Origin of the sequence: Streptomyces sp. NPDC012508 (assembly GCF_042902595.1) — a bacterium.
Taxonomy (GTDB): domain Bacteria; phylum Actinomycetota; class Actinomycetes; order Streptomycetales; family Streptomycetaceae; genus Streptomyces.
On the sequence record NZ_JBIBEO010000001.1, the window covers coordinates 409767 to 426958 of the forward strand.

The following is a 17192-nucleotide window of genomic DNA, read 5'->3' on the forward strand; positions in this document are numbered from 1 at the left end:
TCTCGGTCGGCGACGATCGATGAGTCCAACACATGTTTGTCAGCCGATCGATCGTGATTCACGATGGATCCGTGGATCTCCAGCAGATGCGGTACGTCGTCGCCGTCGCCGAGACGAACAGCTTCACCCGGGCCGCCGAGCGCTGCCTGGTCGTCCAGTCCGCGCTCAGCCACCAGATCGCGCGGCTGGAACGGGAGCTGGGCGCGAGGCTCTTCGACCGCACGAGCCGCCGGGTGCGGCTGACCCCGGCCGGCGCGGCGTTCCTCCCCGCCGCCCGCCAGTGCCTGGAGGCCGCCGAGCGCGCGGCCGCCGAGGTCGCAGCGGCGGTGGGAGAGGTACGGGGACGGCTCGCCGTCGGGCTGATCCCGACCGTCGGCGCGGTCGACGTCCCCGGCGCGCTGCGCGACTTCCGCCGGCGGTATCCGCACGTGCGCATCGGCCTGCGGGCGGGCGCGAGCGAGGACCTCGCCGAGCAGGTCCGGCAGGGCACGGCCGACGTGGCGTTCCTGGGTCTTCCGACGACGGTGCGGCCGCAGGGGGTCGCGGCCCGTGAACTGGCCCGCGGCAGGCTCGTGGCGGTGGTGGCGCCGGACCATCCCCTCGCCGGCGAGCCGGCGGTCGACCTCCGCACACTCGCGTCGGAGGTGTTCGTGGACCTGCCGGCCGGGACGGCCGGGCGCGTCCAGTCCGACCTGGCCTTCTCGGCCGCCGGTCTGCGCAGGGACGTCGCCTTCGAGGTCAGCACCGCGGACCTCTTCATGGCCCGGCTGGTCGCGCAGGGTCTCGCTGTCGCCCTGCTCCCGGCCGCCTTCGTGCCGCAGCTGCCCGGCGTCACCACGATCGAGGTCACCGACGCGCCGACGCGCGTGGAGTACGTCGTCTGGAGTCGCACCGGCCGGACGCCCGCGGCGACCGCGTTCCTGGAGGTCCTCGGGATCCCGGATCCGGGTACGGAGGGGCGCGTTCCGTGAGGCGTACGCGGCACGGCCCACCGGAGCGAAACCCGCCCTCCCACCGGAGCGAGGAACCCGCCCTCCCACGGAAGGGAGCAACCCTCCCGAGCACCGTCGCGGCACCCCTCCCCGGACCCCTCCCAGGACCCGTCGCGAGACCGGTCAGGAATCGAGAAGCGCCCGCTCCGGGCCGCACGTAGCGTGGCTGTCGTGGGCGTCCGAGGGCCGCGGAGCGCGGCCCGCACAACGATCCGGGGCTCCCACCAGCCACCTCGTCCTACGGGACCACGACTCCAGGAGTGACCATGACCGCCTCTTCCACCCAGGGCATCAAGACCGTCCTGCACCCCGTGTCCGACCTGGCGAAGGCCAAGGCGGTGTACGCCGCGCTGCTCGGCACCGACCCCCAGGTCGACGGCGAGTACTACGTCGGCTTCGAGGCCGGGGGCCAGCACATCGGGCTCGTGCCGGGCGGTGGACCCCAGGGCATGACCGGGCCGGTGGCCTACTGGCACGTACCGGACATCGAGGCGAAGATCGCCGAGGTCACGGCCGCCGGTGCCACCGTGAAGGAGCCCGCGCACGATGTCGGCGGCGGCCGCCTGGTGGCCACGGTCACCGACGCCGACGGCAATGTCCTCGGGCTGCTCCAGGACCGGTGAGCGCCGGCGCCCCGACGGCCGGCCGTTGCCCCCGGGGCGCCGGCGACGTAGAACGACTGCTGAGAACGGCGACGCAGAACCAGGGACGTACCCGCTCGACATCCGCCGGGACCGAGCCGGGGGCGACATCGACGGAGACCGCGCAGGCGGCCCCGCCTCACAGATGGAGACACGACAGCATGGCCACGAGGAAGGGCGCGCGGTCGACCGCACCGCACGGTGCCGACAGTCACGACGTGATCCGCGTGCACGGCGCGCGCGAGAACAACCTCAAGGACGTCAGCATCGAGATCCCCAAGCGCCGGCTGACGGTGTTCACGGGGGTCTCCGGCTCGGGCAAGAGCTCGCTGGTGTTCAACACGATCGCCGCGGAGTCGCAGCGGCTGATCAACGAGACGTACAGCACCTTCGTCCAGGGCTTCATGCCGACGCTCGCCCGCCCCGAGGTCGACGTGCTCGACGGTCTGACGACGGTGATCACCGTCGACCAGCAGCGGATGGGCGCCGACCCGCGCTCCACCGTCGGCACCGCAACGGACGCCCACGCGATGCTGCGCATCCTCTTCAGCCGGCTCGGCAAGCCGCACATCGGGCCGCCCAGCGCGTACTCCTTCAACACCGCCTCGGTCCGGGCGAGCGGGGGGATCACCGTCGAGCGCGGTGCCGCCAGGACGAAGACCGTGAAGGCGACCTTCCAGCGCACCGGCGGCATGTGCACGCGCTGCGAAGGCCGGGGCAAGGTCTCCGACATCGACCTGACGCAGCTCTACGACGACTCCAAGTCGCTGGCCGAGGGCGCGTTCACCATCCCCGGCTGGAAGTCCGACAGCCAGTGGACCGTGCAGCTCTACGCGCAGTCCGGATTCGTCGACCCGGACAAGCCGATCCGCAGGTACACGAAGAAGGAGATGCAGGCCTTCCTCTACGGAGAGCCGACCAAGATCAAGGTCAACGGCATCAACCTCACCTACGAGGGGCTGATCCCCAAGATCCAGAAGTCGTTCCTGTCCAAGGACAAGGAATCGATGCAGCCCCACATCCGGGCGTTCGTGGAGCGCGCCGTCACCTTCACCGTCTGCCCCGAGTGCGACGGGACACGGCTCAGTGAGGGGGCGCGGTCGTCGAAGATCAAGCGGATCTCCATCGCCGACGCCTGCGCGATGGAGATCAGGGACCTCGCCGAATGGGTCCGTGGCCTGAAGGAGCCGTCCGTGGCGCCGCTGCTCGCCTCGCTGCAGCGGACCCTCGACTCGTTCGTCGAGATCGGCCTCGGCTATCTGTCGCTCGACCGGCCCGCGGGCACGCTGTCGGGCGGCGAGGCGCAGCGCGTCAAGATGATCCGCCACCTCGGCTCCTCGCTCACCGATGTCACGTACGTCTTCGACGAGCCCACCATCGGCCTCCACCCCCATGACATCCAGCGGATGAACGACCTGCTGCTGCGGCTGCGCGACAAGGGCAACACGGTGCTCGTCGTCGAGCACAAGCCCGAGGCGATCGCGATCGCCGACCATGTCGTCGACCTCGGCCCCGGTGCCGGTACGGCGGGCGGCACGGTCTGCTTCGAGGGCACGGTCGAGGAGCTGCGGGCCGGGGACACGATCACCGGCCGTCATCTCGACGACCGGGCCGCGCTCAAGGAGTCGGTGCGCACTCCCTCCGGCACGCTGGAGATCCGCGGCGCGACGGCGAACAACCTGCGCGACGTCGACGTCGACATCCCGCTCGGCGCGCTGGTCGTCGTCACCGGTGTCGCCGGCTCCGGCAAGAGCTCCCTCGTGCACGGATCGATTCCGGCCGGCGAGCCCGTCGTGTCGGTCGACCAGACGCCGATCCGCGGCTCGCGGCGCAGCAACCCGGCGACGTACACCGGTCTGCTGGACCCGATCCGCAAGGCGTTCGCGAAGGTCAACGGCGTCAAGCCGGCGCTCTTCAGCGCCAACTCCGAGGGCGCGTGCCCCACCTGCAACGGCGCCGGGGTCATCTACACCGACCTGGCGATGATGGCGGGCGTCGCCACACCCTGCGAGGACTGTGAGGGCAAGCGGTTCCAGGCGGAGGTGCTCGAGTACCACCTCGGCGGCCGCGACATCAGCGAGGTGCTGGCGATGTCGGTGACCGAGGCCGAGGAGTTCTTCGGCTCCGGCGACGCGGCGACCCCGGCCGCGCACAAGATCCTGGAGCGGCTCACCGACGTCGGGCTCGGCTACCTCACGCTCGGCCAGCCGCTCACCACCCTCTCCGGCGGCGAGCGGCAACGGCTCAAGCTGGCCACCCACATGGGCGACAAGGGGGGTGTCTACGTCCTCGACGAGCCGACCACCGGCCTCCACCTCGCGGACGTGGAGCAGCTGCTCGGCCTGCTCGACCGGCTCGTCGACTCGGGCAAGTCGGTCATCGTCATCGAGCACCACCAGGCCGTCATGGCGCACGCCGACTGGATCATCGACCTCGGCCCCGGAGCCGGCCACGACGGCGGCAAGGTCGTCTTCGAGGGCACGCCCGCGAAGCTCGTCGCCGACCGTTCCACCCTCACCGGCGAGCACCTCGCGGAGTACGTCGGAGCCTGAGCCGGACGCGACGCACGCGAGCCCCGTCACCGCCGGGAGGGCGGTGACGGTGCTCGCGTGCTGTGCCGTGCGGTCCGTCCGATCGGTCCGTCCGCGCTAGCGGCGGCCGCGGACGAGGAGGTAGAGGAAGTACGGCGTTCCGATAACGGCGGTCATCATGCCGGCACCGAGCTGGGCCGGGGCGATCACCGTACGGCCCAACAGGTCCGCGGTGCAGACGAGTACGGCGCCGAGGAGGACCGCGACCGGGACCACGCGCGTGTGCTGCCTGCCCACGAGGGCACGGGCCGCGTGCGGGGCGACGAGGCCCACGAAGCCGATGGTGCCCGCAGCGGCGACGGCGGTGGCAGTGAGCAGGACGCTCAGGGCCAGGAAGCCGAGCCGGCCGCGCTCCACGCCGAGGCCCAGGAGCCGTGGGGTGTCCTCGTCGAGCGACAGGAGGTCGAGCTCGGTACGCCGCAGGACCGCGGCGACCCCGCCCACGGCGAGCACAGCCACCAGAGGCACCGCGTCCGCCAGGGTCCGCCCGTAGGTGGAACCGGACAGCCAGGTGAGGGCCTTGGTCGCGTTGAACGGGTCGGTGAGGACGATGAGCAGGTTGATCAGCGCGGCCGTACCGGTGGCGACTCCGAAGCCGACGAGGACGAGCCGGTTCTGCTGGAAGCCGCCGCGTGCGGCGAGTCCGAAGACCACGACCGAACTGATCGCCGCGCCCACGAAGGCGGCGCCCGCGACGCTCCACGAACTCGCGAGCGGAACGGTCGTGACGAGGAGTACGGCGCCGAGCGCGGCGCCGCCGGAGACGCCCAGGGTCGCGGGCTCGGCGAGCGGATTGCGGGTGACGGCCTGGACGAGCGTTCCGGCCAGGGCGAGTGCCGCGCCGGCGAGGAGCGCCGCGAGGACCCGGGGGACCCGGCTGTCCAGGATGAAGGTCGTGGTCTGCCCCGCCCTGCCCTGCGCCCAGTTCATGACGTCGCCGAGGAGCAGTTTGCTGTCGCCCAGCAGGACGGCGGCGATCGTGACGCCCACCAGCACCGCCACCAGTACGGCGGTGGTGGTCAGGAAGACGGCCCGGCTCCGGATGCGCAGCCGGTCGGCCGCGGCGGCTCCGGCGGTGTCGCGTGCCCGTGTCGCCATCACGATGAGGAAGACGGCGCCGACCAGGCTGGTGACGACACCGGTCGGCACGGCGACCGCCGTGTCCGCCGGCACGATGGCGCGCAGCAGCACGTCCGAACCCATGACGAGGGCCGCGCCGACGAGACCCGCCACCGGAAGTCCGGCTCGCGCGCGGGAGAAGCCGCGGAACCGGCGGACGAGCGGGCGGACGAGGGCGGGGGCGCACAGGCCGACGAAGCCGATCGGGCCGGCGAGCGTGACGGCCGCCGCGGAGAGCATGGCCGCGAGCACGACCGCCGTGACGCGGGTGGAGCGCACAGGCACGCCGAGGCCGCGGGCCGCGTCGTCGCCGAGTGCCAGGGCGTCGACCCTGCGGGCGATGAGCAGCAGCCCGACGAGGCCGAGGAGTCCGATCGGTGCCATCTGGAGCACACCGTCGAACCCGTTCTGGGAGATGCTGCCCTGGTTCCAGGCGAAGAGGCCCACCGTCTGCTGGGGGAACAGCAGGAGCAGCCCCTCGGTGACGGCGGTCAGGCCGAGCAGGAGCGCGCTGCCGGCGAGCACGAGCCGCACGGTACCGGCGCCCAGGCCGGAGAGGCCGAGGACGACGGCCGCCGCGGCGAGTCCGCCGACGAACGCGACGCCCGAGGAGGCGAGCAGCGGGAGTGAGACTCCGCTGACGGCGGCCAGTCCGAGGGCCAGATAGGAGCCCGCGTTCACGGCGAGGGTGTCGGGCGAGGCGAGCACGTTGCGGCTGACGGCCTGGAGGGCGGCGCCGGCCATGCCGAGCGCGGCGCCGACGAGCAGTCCGGCGGCCATTCTCGGCAGGCGCGAGGCGATGACGACGGACGCGTCGGACGGGTCGGCCCGGCCGGTGAAGGCCTTCCAGACCTCGGACGCGCCGACGGAGGCGGTGCCCTGGGTGATGTCGACGAGCGCGAAGCCGGCGACGAGGAGGAGCAGTGCGGCCGTCACCGCGGCCGCGCCCGTCCGGGACGCGGCCGCCGACGGAAGGGTGGCGGAGGAAGGTGCGGTGACGGCCATGGGGGTTACTTCGTCAGCGCCTTCACGACGGAGTCGACGTACTGGTTCATCGACTCGGTGCCGCCGAACATCCAGATGCCGTCGGGCAGTCGGTGGGTGTCGCCCTTCTTCACGAACGAGAGCGAGGTCCACACCTTGTCCTTCTTCAGGACGCCGTCGAACGGGGTGCTGCTCGGGTCGCCGTTGTTGCTGATGTACGCGAAGTGCGTGCCGTCACCGAGCTTGGTGAGGCCCTCGACGTCGGTGGTACCGAGGCCGTAGGCCGGGTCGCCCTCGACCGTCCAGGCGTTCTTCAGGCCGAGCCTCTCGTTGACGGCGCCGATGAGGGAGCCGCTGGTGAACGGGCGGATCGAGACCTGGTTGGAGACGACGTAGCCGTCGGCGAAGGCGTACGGCTTGCCGGCCAGTCCGGCGTCGGCCAGGGCCTTCTTGCCCTCGGCGAGCTTCGTCTCGAACGCGGTCTTGAGCTTGCCGGCCTGCTCGGTGGTGCCGGTGGCCTGCGCGATGAGGTCGAGGTTCTTCGTCATCCGGCCGATCGGGTCGGCCGCGTCGGCCGCCTTGACCTCCAGCACCGGGGCGACCTTGCGCAGCTGCTTCACGGCGGCCGGGGGCAGGTCGTTGGTGGCGACGATGAGGTCGGGCTTCAGACCGGCGACGGTCTCCACGCTCGGCTCGCCCCGCGTACCGATGTCCTTGGGGTCGTTCTTCAGCGGGACCGCGGTGTCCCACGTCTTGTAGCCCTTGACGTCGGCGACGCCGACGGGGTCGACGCCGAGGGAGATCAGGGTCTCGACGACGTTCCACTCGGTGCCGACGACCTTCTTGGCGGGTCCGTCGAGCGTCACCTTGGTGCCGGTGGAGTCGGTGAGGGTGATGGGCTCCGCGGTCTTCTTCGCGTCGTCCTTGGCGGGCTCGGTGGTCCCGCAGGCGGTCAGGGTGAGCGCCGCCGTGGTGGCGACCGCGGCGGTGAGGAGGAGGCGTCTCATGGGGTGGGGCTGAGCCTTTCGCTTCGCGTGTGATGGCGGCCGATGGCGCGTGTGCGCAGCCGGCCTGTGGTGGGGTCGGTGTCGACCTCGATGCGGATGCCGTACGTGTCCGTCAGCCGGGGTGCGGTCAGGACGTGTTCGGGGCGGCCTTCGGCGATGATCCGTCCCGCTCGGAGCAGCACGATCCGGTCGGCGACGGCCGCGGCCTGGTCGAGGTCGTGCAGGACGACGCCGACGGCGATGCCGTGGTCGTCGGCCAGGTCGCGGATGAGGTCGAGGAGTTCGATCTGGTACCGCAGGTCGAGATAGGTCGTCGGCTCGTCGAGCAGCAGCACGCCGGTCTCCTGCGCGAGGCAGCCCGCGAGCCACACCCGCTGGAGCTGTCCTCCGGAGAGGTACTCGGCGCCGCGGTCGGCGAATTCCTCGACGCCCGTCATGCCGAGCGCGCGGTCCACCGCGGCCTTGCCGCCCGGGTCCGACGTGCCCCAGCGGCCGCGGTACGGGTAGCGGCCGAACTCGACGACGTCCCGTACGGTCAGCCCGCTGGGTGTGGGGCGACCCTGCGTCAGCAGCGCCACGTGCCGCGAGAACTCGCGGGGCGTCAGGGCGAGGCCGTCCGTGTCGGCGTCGATGGTCAGCGTGGCGCTCCGGGGCCGCTGCAGACGGGCGATCGTCCGCAGGAGCGTCGACTTTCCGCTGCCGTTCGGCCCGACGAGCACGGTCACTTCGCCGGGTCGCAGCGTCACGGCCGCGTCGTGCACGACATCGACACCGTCGTAGGCGACGGTGACCTCTGTGGCCGACAGGGCGTGACCGCGCACGGCCGTGGCCTGCGGGCTTTCTTCACCAACTCTCACGCCACACAGGTTAGCCTAACCTAATTCCGACCGAACACAGGGTGGGCGTGACCGATCCGGGGCAAGCCGGGCAAGATCGGTCATCTTCGGTCAGACATATGGTCAGTTCCGGGTACTTCCGGTCCAGGAGGGAGAACGGGCAGGGCCCGGCCGTCTGTGAGGCGAGGGCGCGTACCGCGCCCCCTTCGGAACAGATGGAGATCGACTCAGATGACGGCGCCCTTCGAGTGGACCGGGATCGTCCCGGCGTTGATGAGCGTGGTGATCCCCGGGCTCACCGCCGCGGTGCACCTGTACGGAGTCCGGCGACGGGACGGAGGAGGCACGAAGGGCGCCGTGGTCGCCGACGACGAGGCCGCCGTCGTCACCGTCCGGATCGTGATGACGACGGACCCCGGCCGGACGGCGCACGTATCCGGGGCGGCGGACGCACCCGGGGCGGCGGACGCGTCCTCGGCGGAGGAGCGCGCCCCGTGGTAGACGGTGAGACGCGGGAGGGAGCGGCGCTCGCGGTGGACGGTGGGGTCGGGCAGCGACTGTACGACCACTACCCGGTGTTCATCGGCCGGGAGCCCCACGCGCTGCGGAGGCGGAGCGACGAGAAGCTGTCGCTCCAGGCCTGTCAGGACATAGCCCAGGAGGCGTTCCTGCGCGTGGCGCGCAAGGCCGCCAGGGGTGAGCTCGACGAGACGGTCAACGTCCCGGCCTATCTGCGGACCGCGGCCTGGAACCTGGCTCGGGACCGGCTCAGGGCCGAGGGACGGCTGGAGCTGGCGGGCGACGGCCTGACGGCCTCGATGCCCGAGCAGCGACCGGCGGTAGGCGAGTTCGATCCGCTGGAGGATCTCGTGCGGCCCGCCATCGACGCGATGCCGCCGAGCCGCCGTCGCCAGGTCGTACGGCTCCAGAGCCAGGGACTCAGCGACGGGGAGATCGCGGCCTCGCTCGGGATGCGTACGGACCGGCTCCACCGGGAGCGGTACAAGGCGGTGCTCGAACTGCGGGACGCCCTGGTCGCGTTCATCCGCGACGAGCACCGGAAGACGACACGATGCTTGAAGAAGGACAGGTGACGGTTGTGAGCCGCTTCAACGCGGACAGCGGCGGCCGCCCGGCGCCGGACGTCCCGGCCGGGCTCGTGGAACTGATGGGCCGGCTGACCGGGCCTCCGGACTTCTGGGACCGGCCAGAGGGGGAGTTCGGCCCCCTGACCGACACGTACGAGACAGGCCGCGAGGAACGCGAGCGGGCGAACTCGCTCTACCGCCTCGGCTCGAAGGCGCTCGCCCGGGACGAGCTCGTCGCCGCCGCGCAGTGGCTCGGGGAGGCGGCCTCGGCCGGACACCCGGGTGCCCTGTTCCGGCTGGCCGTGGTCGCGCTCCGGGCCGGCGGGGAGTGGGCCGACGAGGCGGCCTACCTGGTCGCGGAGGCCGCCCGGCACGGACACGGGGACGCCACCCGGCTGCTGAGCGCGCTCGGTCACCGGCGCCCGGGCCCCGGCACGGCGACCGCCGTCCCTGAGGACCCCCGGTACTACGAGGAGGTCCGCACCCGGCTCCGCGTCCCCGAGGAGATGCTCCGGGCCGACCCCGGAACGCCACGTCCGGGGGCGGCCGGTGACGGGCACTCACGCGAACGCGGCGGTGGGGAGCCGTCCGCCGCGGACGGTGGTCCGGCGCTCGGCACGGAGGTCGACGCGCAGCCTCAGCTCTTCCTCGTGCCCGCGCCCCTGGTGCCGAACGAGTACAGGCACACCCCGGCGGGCGGAGAGGCGGAGGGGCGCCGGCCGAGGCTCACCGCGCTGCCGGGAGGGCAGGAGTCCGGACTGGTCCTCGCTCTCCCCCGGCTGCCTGTCGAGACCGAGAGCGAGAGCGAGACGGAGGCCGAGAGCGAAACCGACACCGAGGCCGTCGCCGCGCCGATGTCGCGCGAGGCGGCCGGTGCGTCGGGCCCGGGCGAGCACGGGCAGGAGCCCTGGTGGTCGGCGAACGCCCTGCGGCCGGCCGTCCTCACGGACATGGCCCGGCGCGACCGGTCCCCCGCCGTGGTTCCGGTCCGGTGGCAGGCCACCCAACGGGCCAGGGACCTGCTCCAGCACATCTGCGCCGGAGACGGGACCGACACCCGCACCCTCGCGCGGCGCGGGCGGATGTCCCTGAACGCCACCGCCCTGCTGCTGGAATGGCTCCGGGGCCAGCGTCTTGTCGACACCGTCGCCGGCTCCCACCACCCCGGGCCGCTGATGAAGCTGGTGACCGGGCCCGACTCCGACGGCGAGCTCCTCAGGAACGCCCTCGCCGGTCTCCGCGACGAACTCGACGCGGCGGTCTACCTCAGCAGCTACACCGACGGCGAGATCACCATCCACGAAGCCGCACACAGCCCGACGGCCCCGCCGGTCGACGAGTGGGCGCCCTTCACCGACACCGGCCATGCCAGCGCCGTCGGCAAGAGCCTCCTGGCCCAGCTCGACTTCGCCTCCCGCATGGACCACCTCACCCGCTACCCCTCCATCCAGCTCACCGACCGCACCATCACGAACCCCCGCGCCCTGATCGAGACCCTCGACGGGCACGGCCCCCACGCGGCCCAGTTCGACCTCCTGGAGTACTCCAGGACCGAGGTCTGTGTCGCGTACTCCCTCGGGCTGCCCGGCCGGGCGTCCAGCGTCGCCCTGTCGCTGCCGGCCCACCAGCACCCCCGGCTCATCGAGGCCGCCCGTTCCTTGAGCCGGCGCGCGACCGGCCTGCTCCTCGCCCACCTCCTCGCCTACGACGACCGGCCCACCGCCACCACCGCGGCACCGGCGGAGGGGCCCGACACGGCCCCAGGGCCCCGTCGGGCCCTGCCCTGAGCCGCCGTTGCGGTGTGCGGATCCGGGTGCCGTGCTCGACCACTCCGGGCATGGGGAAGTACCCCATGCCCGGGTTCCGCACATCGGGCGGACCGGACCGTCGCGGGGGCACGACGCCGGCCGGGGACGCTGACGGCGCAGGCGCGCTCAGCAGTTGTTCAGGCCGTCGAGTGCCAGGTCGTACGCGGGGACGTGGTCGGAGGCTCCGGGGAGGGCCAGCGCTGCCCGGAACTGCTGCCGCGCCTCGGCCCCGCGGCCGGCCGCCGCGTAGCTCTGGCCCAGCCGGATGCGGACATCCATCTCGAGCCATGTGCTGGTGCGCTCGGTGAGCGTGGACAGGGCCTCCTGGTGGAGGTCCACGGCCCTGTGAGGCCGGCCCCTGCCCCGTTCCACCACTCCGAGCCGCGTCAGCGTGACCGTGCGCAGTTCCTCTTCGCCCGCGTCACGGGCCAGTTCGACGGCCCGTCCCACCAGGCTCGCGGCCTCCGCGTGGCGGCCTAAGGCGATCTGCGCGTCGGCTGCGAAGCACAGGAACTTGGCGATCAGTCCGGGGCGGCCGTTCTTCTCGGCGAGTCCCAGGGCGGATTCGTAGTGCCCGAGTGCGTGCTCGTGCCGCCCCTGCCGGGCCTGGATGGCGCCGAGGTTGCAGGTCACCATCCCTGCCAGCCAGTTGTCGTCGAGCACCGTCGCCCGCTCCGCCGCCTCCCTCAGGTGGGCGACGGCCTCCTCGGTCCGGCCGAGAGGCCACTCCACGATGCCCATCCCGGCGATCGCCCGGGCCTGGTCCAGGGGGTCGCCCTGGCTCCGGGCGCAGCGCAGCGCGTCGGCGAACCAGGCGTGCGCCTGCCGCAACCTCCCCTGGTAGATGTCGGTGACGCCCAGGCAGTTCCGCAGGGAGGCGGGCATCCGCCGGTCGGTGGCCATCTCCGCGTACGGCAGGGCCAGTTCCAGCGCGGCACGGCACTCGTGGGAGCGGCCCTGGCGGACCAGGTGGTCGACCAGGCTCTCGGCGATCCAGCAGGCGTGGTCGTACTCCCCGGCGGCGACCGCGTGCGCCACCACGTCGACCAGTTCACCGCCGACGGCCTCCAGCCACGCGGACGCGGCCCTCCAGCCGGCGAAGGGCGACCCCGTGAGGTCGGGGCCGCTCGGGAAGCCCTCGGGACCCCAGTCTCCGGCGCCGCGCCCTGCGGCGACGTAGAGCCGCAGCACCGCCGCGCGGTCGGCGGCGGCCTCCTCGGGCGTCGCCTCGGCGAGCCGCCGCGCGTGGGCCCTGACGAGATCATGCGGTCGATAGCGGTCGGGCCGGGGTTGCTGGAGCAGGCTCGCGTCGACGAGCCGCTCCATGAGGTCTTCGGCCCTCTCGCGGGAGCAGCCGAGCATGACGGCGGGGGTGAGTCCGTCGAAGGCGTACGTCGGTGACGTCCCCAACGTACGGAACGCGCGCCGCAGTTCGGGCGGGAGCTGCTCGTACGAGAGCCGGAAGGCGGCTTCCACGCTGCGGTCCCCGGCCCTCAGTTCGTCGAGGCCGTGCTCGTCGTCAGGCATCCGGCCCGCGAGGTGGGCCATGGTCCAGGACGGGCGGTGCTGGAGCCGGGCGCCCGTGATCCGCAGTGCCAGCGGCAGTCCGCCGCAGCGCCGGGCGAGTTCGCGCGCGGCCTGCGGCTCGCTGTCCGCGCGCTCCTCGCCAAGAAGCTGCCGGAGCAGCTCGACCGCCGCTCCCGTGTCGAGCGGCTCGACGGAGAGCCGCAGATCGGCGTCGAGGTCCGGCAGCCGCCCGCGCCCGGCGACCAGAACCCGGCTGCCCGGCCCGGCGGGCAGCAGCGGGCGCACCTGCTCCGCGCTGCGGGCGTCGTCGACGACCAGGAGCAGCCGCAGCGAACTCGTCGCCGCACGCCAGGCCGCGACCAGGTCGTCCAGGTCGTCCGGGAGGTCACTGACGTCGCTTCCGATCGCGCGCAGCAGCCGGCGCAGAGCCCGCTGGGGTCCGACGCTCTCCTGAGCCCCGTCGTGCGTGCGAAGGTCCACGAACAGGCAGCCGTCCGGGTACTGGCCGTGGAGCGTCCAGCCCGCGCGGACCACGAGCGCGGTCTTGCCCACCCCCGCCGTTCCGTCCACGGCCGCCACGGACACGGCTCCGGTGGGCACCGGGGCGGTGAGCAGGGCGAGTTCGGCCTCGCGGCCGACGAGGCACGCGGTGTCGCCGGGCAGGTCGACGCGGGGCCGCCGCGGGCGCTCCGGCGCGGGCACGGGCCGCCCGGCCGCGTGTGGGCGCGTGACGCCGTCGCCGAGCAGCAGGGCGTCGTCCCGGCGCAGAACGCCCTGGTGGATCCGCCGGAGCTCCTCGCCGGGCTCCAGCCCCAGCTCCTCGAGGAGCCGGTTGCGCGTCTCCCGGTAGAAGGCGAGCGCCTCCGCCTGCCGGCCGCTGCCGTACAGCGCCCGCATGCGCAGGGCGGCGAGGGCCTCGTCGTACGGCTGGGCCAGAGCAGGGGCCGCGAGGCCGTCCAGGGCGTCCGCGAAGCGGCCGAGGAGGACCAGGCACTCCACCCGCTCCTGGTGCAGCGCGCGCCGCTGCTGGGCGAGCCGCTGACGCTCCGCGTCGGCGAAGGGTCCCGGCAGCCCGGCCAGCGGTTCGCCGCGGAACAGGCCGAGTGCCCGGGCGCAGTGCTCCACGGCGGTGTCGAGGCTGCCGGCGGCCTTCGCCCGCCGGCTCTCGGCCGCCCGTTCGGTCAGCTCGGCCACGTCCGTCGACGCCGCCCGGGGGACGAAGCGGTAGCCGCCGCGCTCGCCGCGGATCGCCGACTGTCCGATCCCGGTGCCGGGCGCGTCCAGCGCCTTCCGCAGGGGGTAGACGTAACTCGGCAGAACCCGGTGGCCCGTTCCCGGTGGCTCGGCTCCCCACACGTCGTCGAGCAGCTGCTGACGGGTGATCAAGGTCCCGTCACGCAGGACCAGCGCGGCGAGGACCGCCTGTCGCCGTACGGGACCGATGTCGAGCGGCTCCTCACCGCGGCGGACGCCGACCTGTCCCAGCAGGTCGATCCGCAGCAGCCGTGCCACCGGATCCACACCCCTCACCGATTCCCCCATGCCCCCGCGGCCTCCTCCGTATGCGCTCGCTCATCCGAACGCTCGCTCGCATCAGCAGGATTTCATCGCCATTCCACCGCGACGCGAGAGGGTCTGCCACGTCATCAAGAGAGGACCTGTCACCATGTCGAACGTCGATCGCTCACCCGGCACCGCGCCCGCCCGCCGCCGGGCGCGATGGGAGCGCTTCCGGGTCACCCACCCGTTCTCCCCCAGGGACCTGGCGGGATTGTGGGGAGCGATCATCGGGGTCGTGGCGCTCGCCCTCCTGCTCGGCTGGGGGCTCGAGGTCCAGGGCGGCGCGGTGATCGTCGCGGTCCTGCCCTTCATCATCTCCTGGTTCGAACAGCGGCGTACGGCGTTCCAGTTCGACGCGGCCGGTGTGCGCGTCGGCAATGTGCTGCTGCCGTGGTCCGACGTCTCCCAGTTCGCCGTGGCGACCCCGCCGGGCGACCCGCACGCCTTGATCGGCGTGCGGCTCCGGCCCGGTGCGGCCCTGCCGCCGGGCGCCGTGGTCCCGCCGCGGAACCCGGCGATGCCCGCGCCCATCCATGTCGCCGTGCAGCGGCCCAAGTTCCATCTGACCAAGTTGATCCGCAAGGCACGCAGTTACGCCCCCTCGCACGTTCAGATCATGATCGTCGAGCCGACGGGCGAACGCGCCGCGGTCTAGAGCGGCCCCCTCGTCGGGGGAGGGGGGCCGGAGGGCCGGTGTCCGCCGTGACGGCGGACACCGGCGGGGTGGGTCAGGGGAAGGAGACGACGGTCGAGGGGATGGTGTCGCTGCCGGCCGTGGGCGCTCCGATGTCGTTGATGACGTGGTCGAAGTGGCCGTTGCCGCCGAGCGAGACCGTGAGCAGGCTGTGGAACTTCACGCCCGGCTTCACGGGCGCCTTGAAGCCGTGTGCCTGCCGGATCGTCGGGTCGACGTTGTAGTAGCAGTAGCTGCCGAGGCCCCAGCCCTCATGGGTGGTGACCGAGTCGTCGACGCGGTAGGCGGCGTAGCCCTTGGTGGCGCCGTTCTGGATGGCGGCCTGGTTCGGGGCGTCGTACGCCTTCTCGTTCTGGAAGAAGATCGTGCGGCCCCGCTCGCCGTACCACTCCACGTCGTACTTGTTGAAGTGCTCGACGAACAGTCCGGTGGCGAGCACGTCGTCGCCGTTGACGCGGACGCCGTAGTCGGCCCGGTTGGTCTCCCAGCCGACGCCCTCGCCGTGGTCGGCCCGCCAGACCCAGGTGTGGTCGATGATCGTGTCGTCGCTGTTGACGACCATGCTGGTGGTCGCCCTGCCCGCGCCGGCTCCGCCGATGCGGAGGTAGACGTCCTGCACGGTGGTGGGGTTGGCGGCGTGGTCGGCGGCCGCTCCGGCGGGGCCGACCTCCAGCAGGGTCGGCGAGTTGACGGGCCCGGCGTCGATGAGGAAACCGGCCAGCCGGACGCCGTCGACGTCACCGACCCGCATGGCGGTCACGCCGTTGTCCGGGATGATGGTCGCCAGTCCCAGGCCCAGGACGATGGTGTTCGCCCGGTTGATCTCCAGGGTGCGGTCGACGTGGTAGACGCCGGGAGTGAAGAGCAGGTGCAGGCCCTGGGCGACGGCCGCGTTGATCGTGGCGGCGGTGGCGCCGGGCTTGACGACGTAGAACCGGCTCAGCGGGATCGACTCGCCCTGCGGGGTGCCGTTCGCCCACGAGGTGCCGCGCGCGTTGACGCGCTTGGCGGGCGCGAAGACCTTGAACTCCCCGCCCTCGTAGGTGAGGAAGGGCTTCTCGCGGGAGATCGGGGTGGTGTCGAGGGTGGTGTAGCGGGGCTCGGGGAAGCTGGTGGCGGGGGCGCCTTCGACGCCGGAGAAGACCTGGTTCCACACGGAGTTCGACCAGCCGCCGATGGCGCTGTCGCGCGTGTACCACTGCTGCTGCGAGTAGTTGCCGATCTGCCCGTCGACCTTGCTGTCGGCGATGTAGCCGCCGCTGGCCCAGCCGTAGCCGTTGGGTGAGAGGTTGAGACCGCCCTTCACGTGCATCCGGCGGAAGGAGGCGGCCTGGGAGACGGCCCAGCGGTTGGTGCCGCTGACCGGGGTGAGGGCCAGGTTCTCGGCGGAGCGCCAGAAGTTCTGGGTGGCGTTGCCGTTGAACCAGCCCGCGTCGACGGTCACATCGCCGTTGATCGAGGTGTCGTCGGGGCGCAGGCCGAGACCGGCTATCTGGGTGTAGAAGCCAATTTGCGCGTTGAGCCCGTTGTACGTGCCGGGCTTGAAGAGGAAGGCGTGCCGGCCGCTGCCGAACTGCGCGGATTCCTGCTGCCGGAAGACCTCGTCGAGCTTGGCCTGGATGCCGGGTGTGGACGGGTCGAAGACGTGTACGTTCGGCCCGAGGTCGCCGCCGCCGGGGAGCGTCGGGCCGCCGTCGGTGCCGTACACCTGGAACTCCCAGAGCGAGTAGCCGTATCCGGTGGCGCGCGTGACGCCCTGGAGGCGTACGTAGCGCGCGGTGCCGGAGACGGGGACGGATTCCGTGCCGCCGGCCCCGGTCGTCGTGGCGTACGCGGACGTCCAGTCGGTGCCGTTGGTGGACAGCTCGATGCGGTAGGCCTTGGCGTAGGCCGCCTCCCAGCGGAGTTCCACCCGGTCGAGCGCGGTGGGGGCGCCCAGATCGACCTGGAGCCACTGGTTGTCGGAGAAGGCGCTGGACCAGCGGGTGCCGAGGTCGCCGTCCACGGCGGCCGCGGCCGCGGTGCCGGGCTGCTCCACGCTGGAGGCGGTGACGGGCTTGCCCTGCGAGGCCGGCACGGCGGCCGCCTGGGCTCCGGGGGCCGGGGCCAGGGCGAGCAGCGTTCCGGCGAGGGCCGTGGCCACGGCCGCGGCGATACCGCGCCGCGCCCATGGCCGTGCGGCTGCCGGCACGGGGACGGGAGCGGGCGCCGGTGCTGACGCCGGCGCCGGTGCTGACGCTGGTACTGGTGTGCCTCTCTGCGACGTGAGGGGTGGGTGTTGCCCAAGAGGAGACATGCGGGGCTCCTTGGAAGGAAACGAAAGCGGGAGAGCGCTCCCGGACACC

The 17192-nt window shown here is 72.6% G+C and carries 12 protein-coding genes; 7 read left to right on the forward strand and 5 right to left on the reverse strand.

The window, feature by feature from the left end:
- Positions 1-71 precede the first annotated feature (71 nt).
- From ACFY8U_RS01645 to ACFY8U_RS01655, 3 genes are all read left to right on the forward strand, one after another.
- Positions 72-971 carry a LysR family transcriptional regulator gene (locus ACFY8U_RS01645; protein WP_389564227.1) on the forward strand — a complete coding sequence of 300 codons (900 nt, stop codon included), beginning with the start codon at positions 72-74 and terminating at the stop codon, positions 969-971.
- A gap of 287 nt (positions 972-1258) precedes the next feature.
- Positions 1259-1615, forward strand: a complete 357-nt coding sequence (locus ACFY8U_RS01650) for a VOC family protein (RefSeq protein ID WP_361607534.1) — start codon at positions 1259-1261, stop codon at positions 1613-1615.
- Positions 1616-1794: 179 nt separating this feature from the next.
- Positions 1795-4185, forward strand: coding sequence for an ATP-binding cassette domain-containing protein (locus tag ACFY8U_RS01655; protein ID WP_389564230.1), 2391 nt, complete (start codon positions 1795-1797; stop codon positions 4183-4185).
- Positions 4186-4281: 96 nt separating this feature from the next.
- Here the strand turns inward: ACFY8U_RS01655 and ACFY8U_RS01660 are convergent, their stop codons facing one another.
- From ACFY8U_RS01660 to ACFY8U_RS01670, 3 genes are read right to left on the reverse strand one after another with little or no spacing between them, the layout of a single operon-like run.
- Positions 4282-6348: an iron ABC transporter permease gene (locus ACFY8U_RS01660; protein WP_389564233.1), complete on the reverse strand. Its 2067-nt coding sequence runs from the start codon at positions 6346-6348 to the stop codon at positions 4282-4284.
- 5 nt (positions 6349-6353) lie between these two features.
- A complete protein-coding gene (locus ACFY8U_RS01665; RefSeq protein WP_389564235.1) occupies positions 6354-7334 on the reverse strand; it encodes an iron-siderophore ABC transporter substrate-binding protein in 981 nt (326 codons plus the stop codon).
- Positions 7331-8191 (reverse strand): ABC transporter ATP-binding protein, encoded by an 861-nt coding sequence (locus tag ACFY8U_RS01670; RefSeq protein ID WP_361768672.1) that lies wholly within the window; start codon positions 8189-8191, stop codon positions 7331-7333. The genes ACFY8U_RS01665 and ACFY8U_RS01670 overlap by 4 nt, the downstream gene beginning before the upstream one ends.
- Positions 8192-8401: 210 nt before the next feature.
- Between ACFY8U_RS01670 and ACFY8U_RS01675 the strand changes: the two genes are divergently transcribed.
- From ACFY8U_RS01675 to ACFY8U_RS01685, 3 genes are read left to right on the forward strand one after another with little or no spacing between them, the layout of a single operon-like run.
- Entirely contained in the window at positions 8402-8671 is a 270-nt protein-coding gene (locus ACFY8U_RS01675; RefSeq protein WP_389564237.1) for a hypothetical protein, read from the forward strand.
- Complete coding sequence (locus ACFY8U_RS01680) at positions 8665-9264, forward strand: sigma factor (RefSeq protein WP_361768668.1); 600 nt, start codon at positions 8665-8667, stop codon at positions 9262-9264. Before ACFY8U_RS01675 ends, ACFY8U_RS01680 begins: the two co-directional genes overlap by 7 nt.
- Positions 9261-11045 carry an IclR family transcriptional regulator C-terminal domain-containing protein gene (locus ACFY8U_RS01685; protein WP_389564241.1) on the forward strand — a complete coding sequence of 595 codons (1785 nt, stop codon included), beginning with the start codon at positions 9261-9263 and terminating at the stop codon, positions 11043-11045. Before ACFY8U_RS01680 ends, ACFY8U_RS01685 begins: the two co-directional genes overlap by 4 nt.
- Before the next feature lie 147 nt (positions 11046-11192).
- Here the strand turns inward: ACFY8U_RS01685 and ACFY8U_RS01690 are convergent, their stop codons facing one another.
- On the reverse strand, positions 11193-14135 hold the full coding sequence (locus tag ACFY8U_RS01690) for a BTAD domain-containing putative transcriptional regulator (protein ID WP_389564244.1): 2943 nt from the start codon (positions 14133-14135) through the stop codon (positions 11193-11195).
- Between the two features lie 124 nt (positions 14136-14259).
- On the opposite strand from ACFY8U_RS01690, the gene ACFY8U_RS01695 reads away from it, so the two are divergent.
- Positions 14260-14808 carry a hypothetical protein gene (locus ACFY8U_RS01695; protein ID WP_389564247.1) on the forward strand — a complete coding sequence of 183 codons (549 nt, stop codon included), beginning with the start codon at positions 14260-14262 and terminating at the stop codon, positions 14806-14808.
- A gap of 73 nt (positions 14809-14881) precedes the next feature.
- On the opposite strand, the gene ACFY8U_RS01700 is transcribed toward ACFY8U_RS01695, so the two are convergent.
- Complete coding sequence (locus ACFY8U_RS01700; RefSeq protein ID WP_389564250.1) at positions 14882-17143, reverse strand: discoidin domain-containing protein; 2262 nt, start codon at positions 17141-17143, stop codon at positions 14882-14884.
- Positions 17144-17192: the final 49 nt, after the last annotated feature.

Excerpts from the sequence above, each read along its gene's own strand:
- ACFY8U_RS01650 (WP_361607534.1), top strand. The coding sequence starts at position 1,259 with ATGACCGCCTCTTCCACCCAGGGCATCAAGACCGTCCTGCACCCCGTG.
- ACFY8U_RS01655 (WP_389564230.1), top strand. The coding sequence starts at position 1,795 with ATGGCCACGAGGAAGGGCGCGCGGTCGACCGCACCGCACGGTGCCGAC.
- ACFY8U_RS01660 (WP_389564233.1), bottom strand. The coding sequence starts at position 6,348 with ATGGCCGTCACCGCACCTTCCTCCGCCACCCTTCCGTCGGCGGCCGCG.
- ACFY8U_RS01665 (WP_389564235.1), bottom strand. The coding sequence starts at position 7,334 with ATGAGACGCCTCCTCCTCACCGCCGCGGTCGCCACCACGGCGGCGCTC.
- ACFY8U_RS01675 (WP_389564237.1), top strand. The coding sequence starts at position 8,402 with ATGACGGCGCCCTTCGAGTGGACCGGGATCGTCCCGGCGTTGATGAGC.
- ACFY8U_RS01690 (WP_389564244.1), bottom strand. The coding sequence starts at position 14,135 with ATGGGGGAATCGGTGAGGGGTGTGGATCCGGTGGCACGGCTGCTGCGG.
- ACFY8U_RS01695 (WP_389564247.1), top strand. The coding sequence starts at position 14,260 with ATGTCGAACGTCGATCGCTCACCCGGCACCGCGCCCGCCCGCCGCCGG.
- ACFY8U_RS01700 (WP_389564250.1), bottom strand. The coding sequence starts at position 17,143 with ATGTCTCCTCTTGGGCAACACCCACCCCTCACGTCGCAGAGAGGCACA.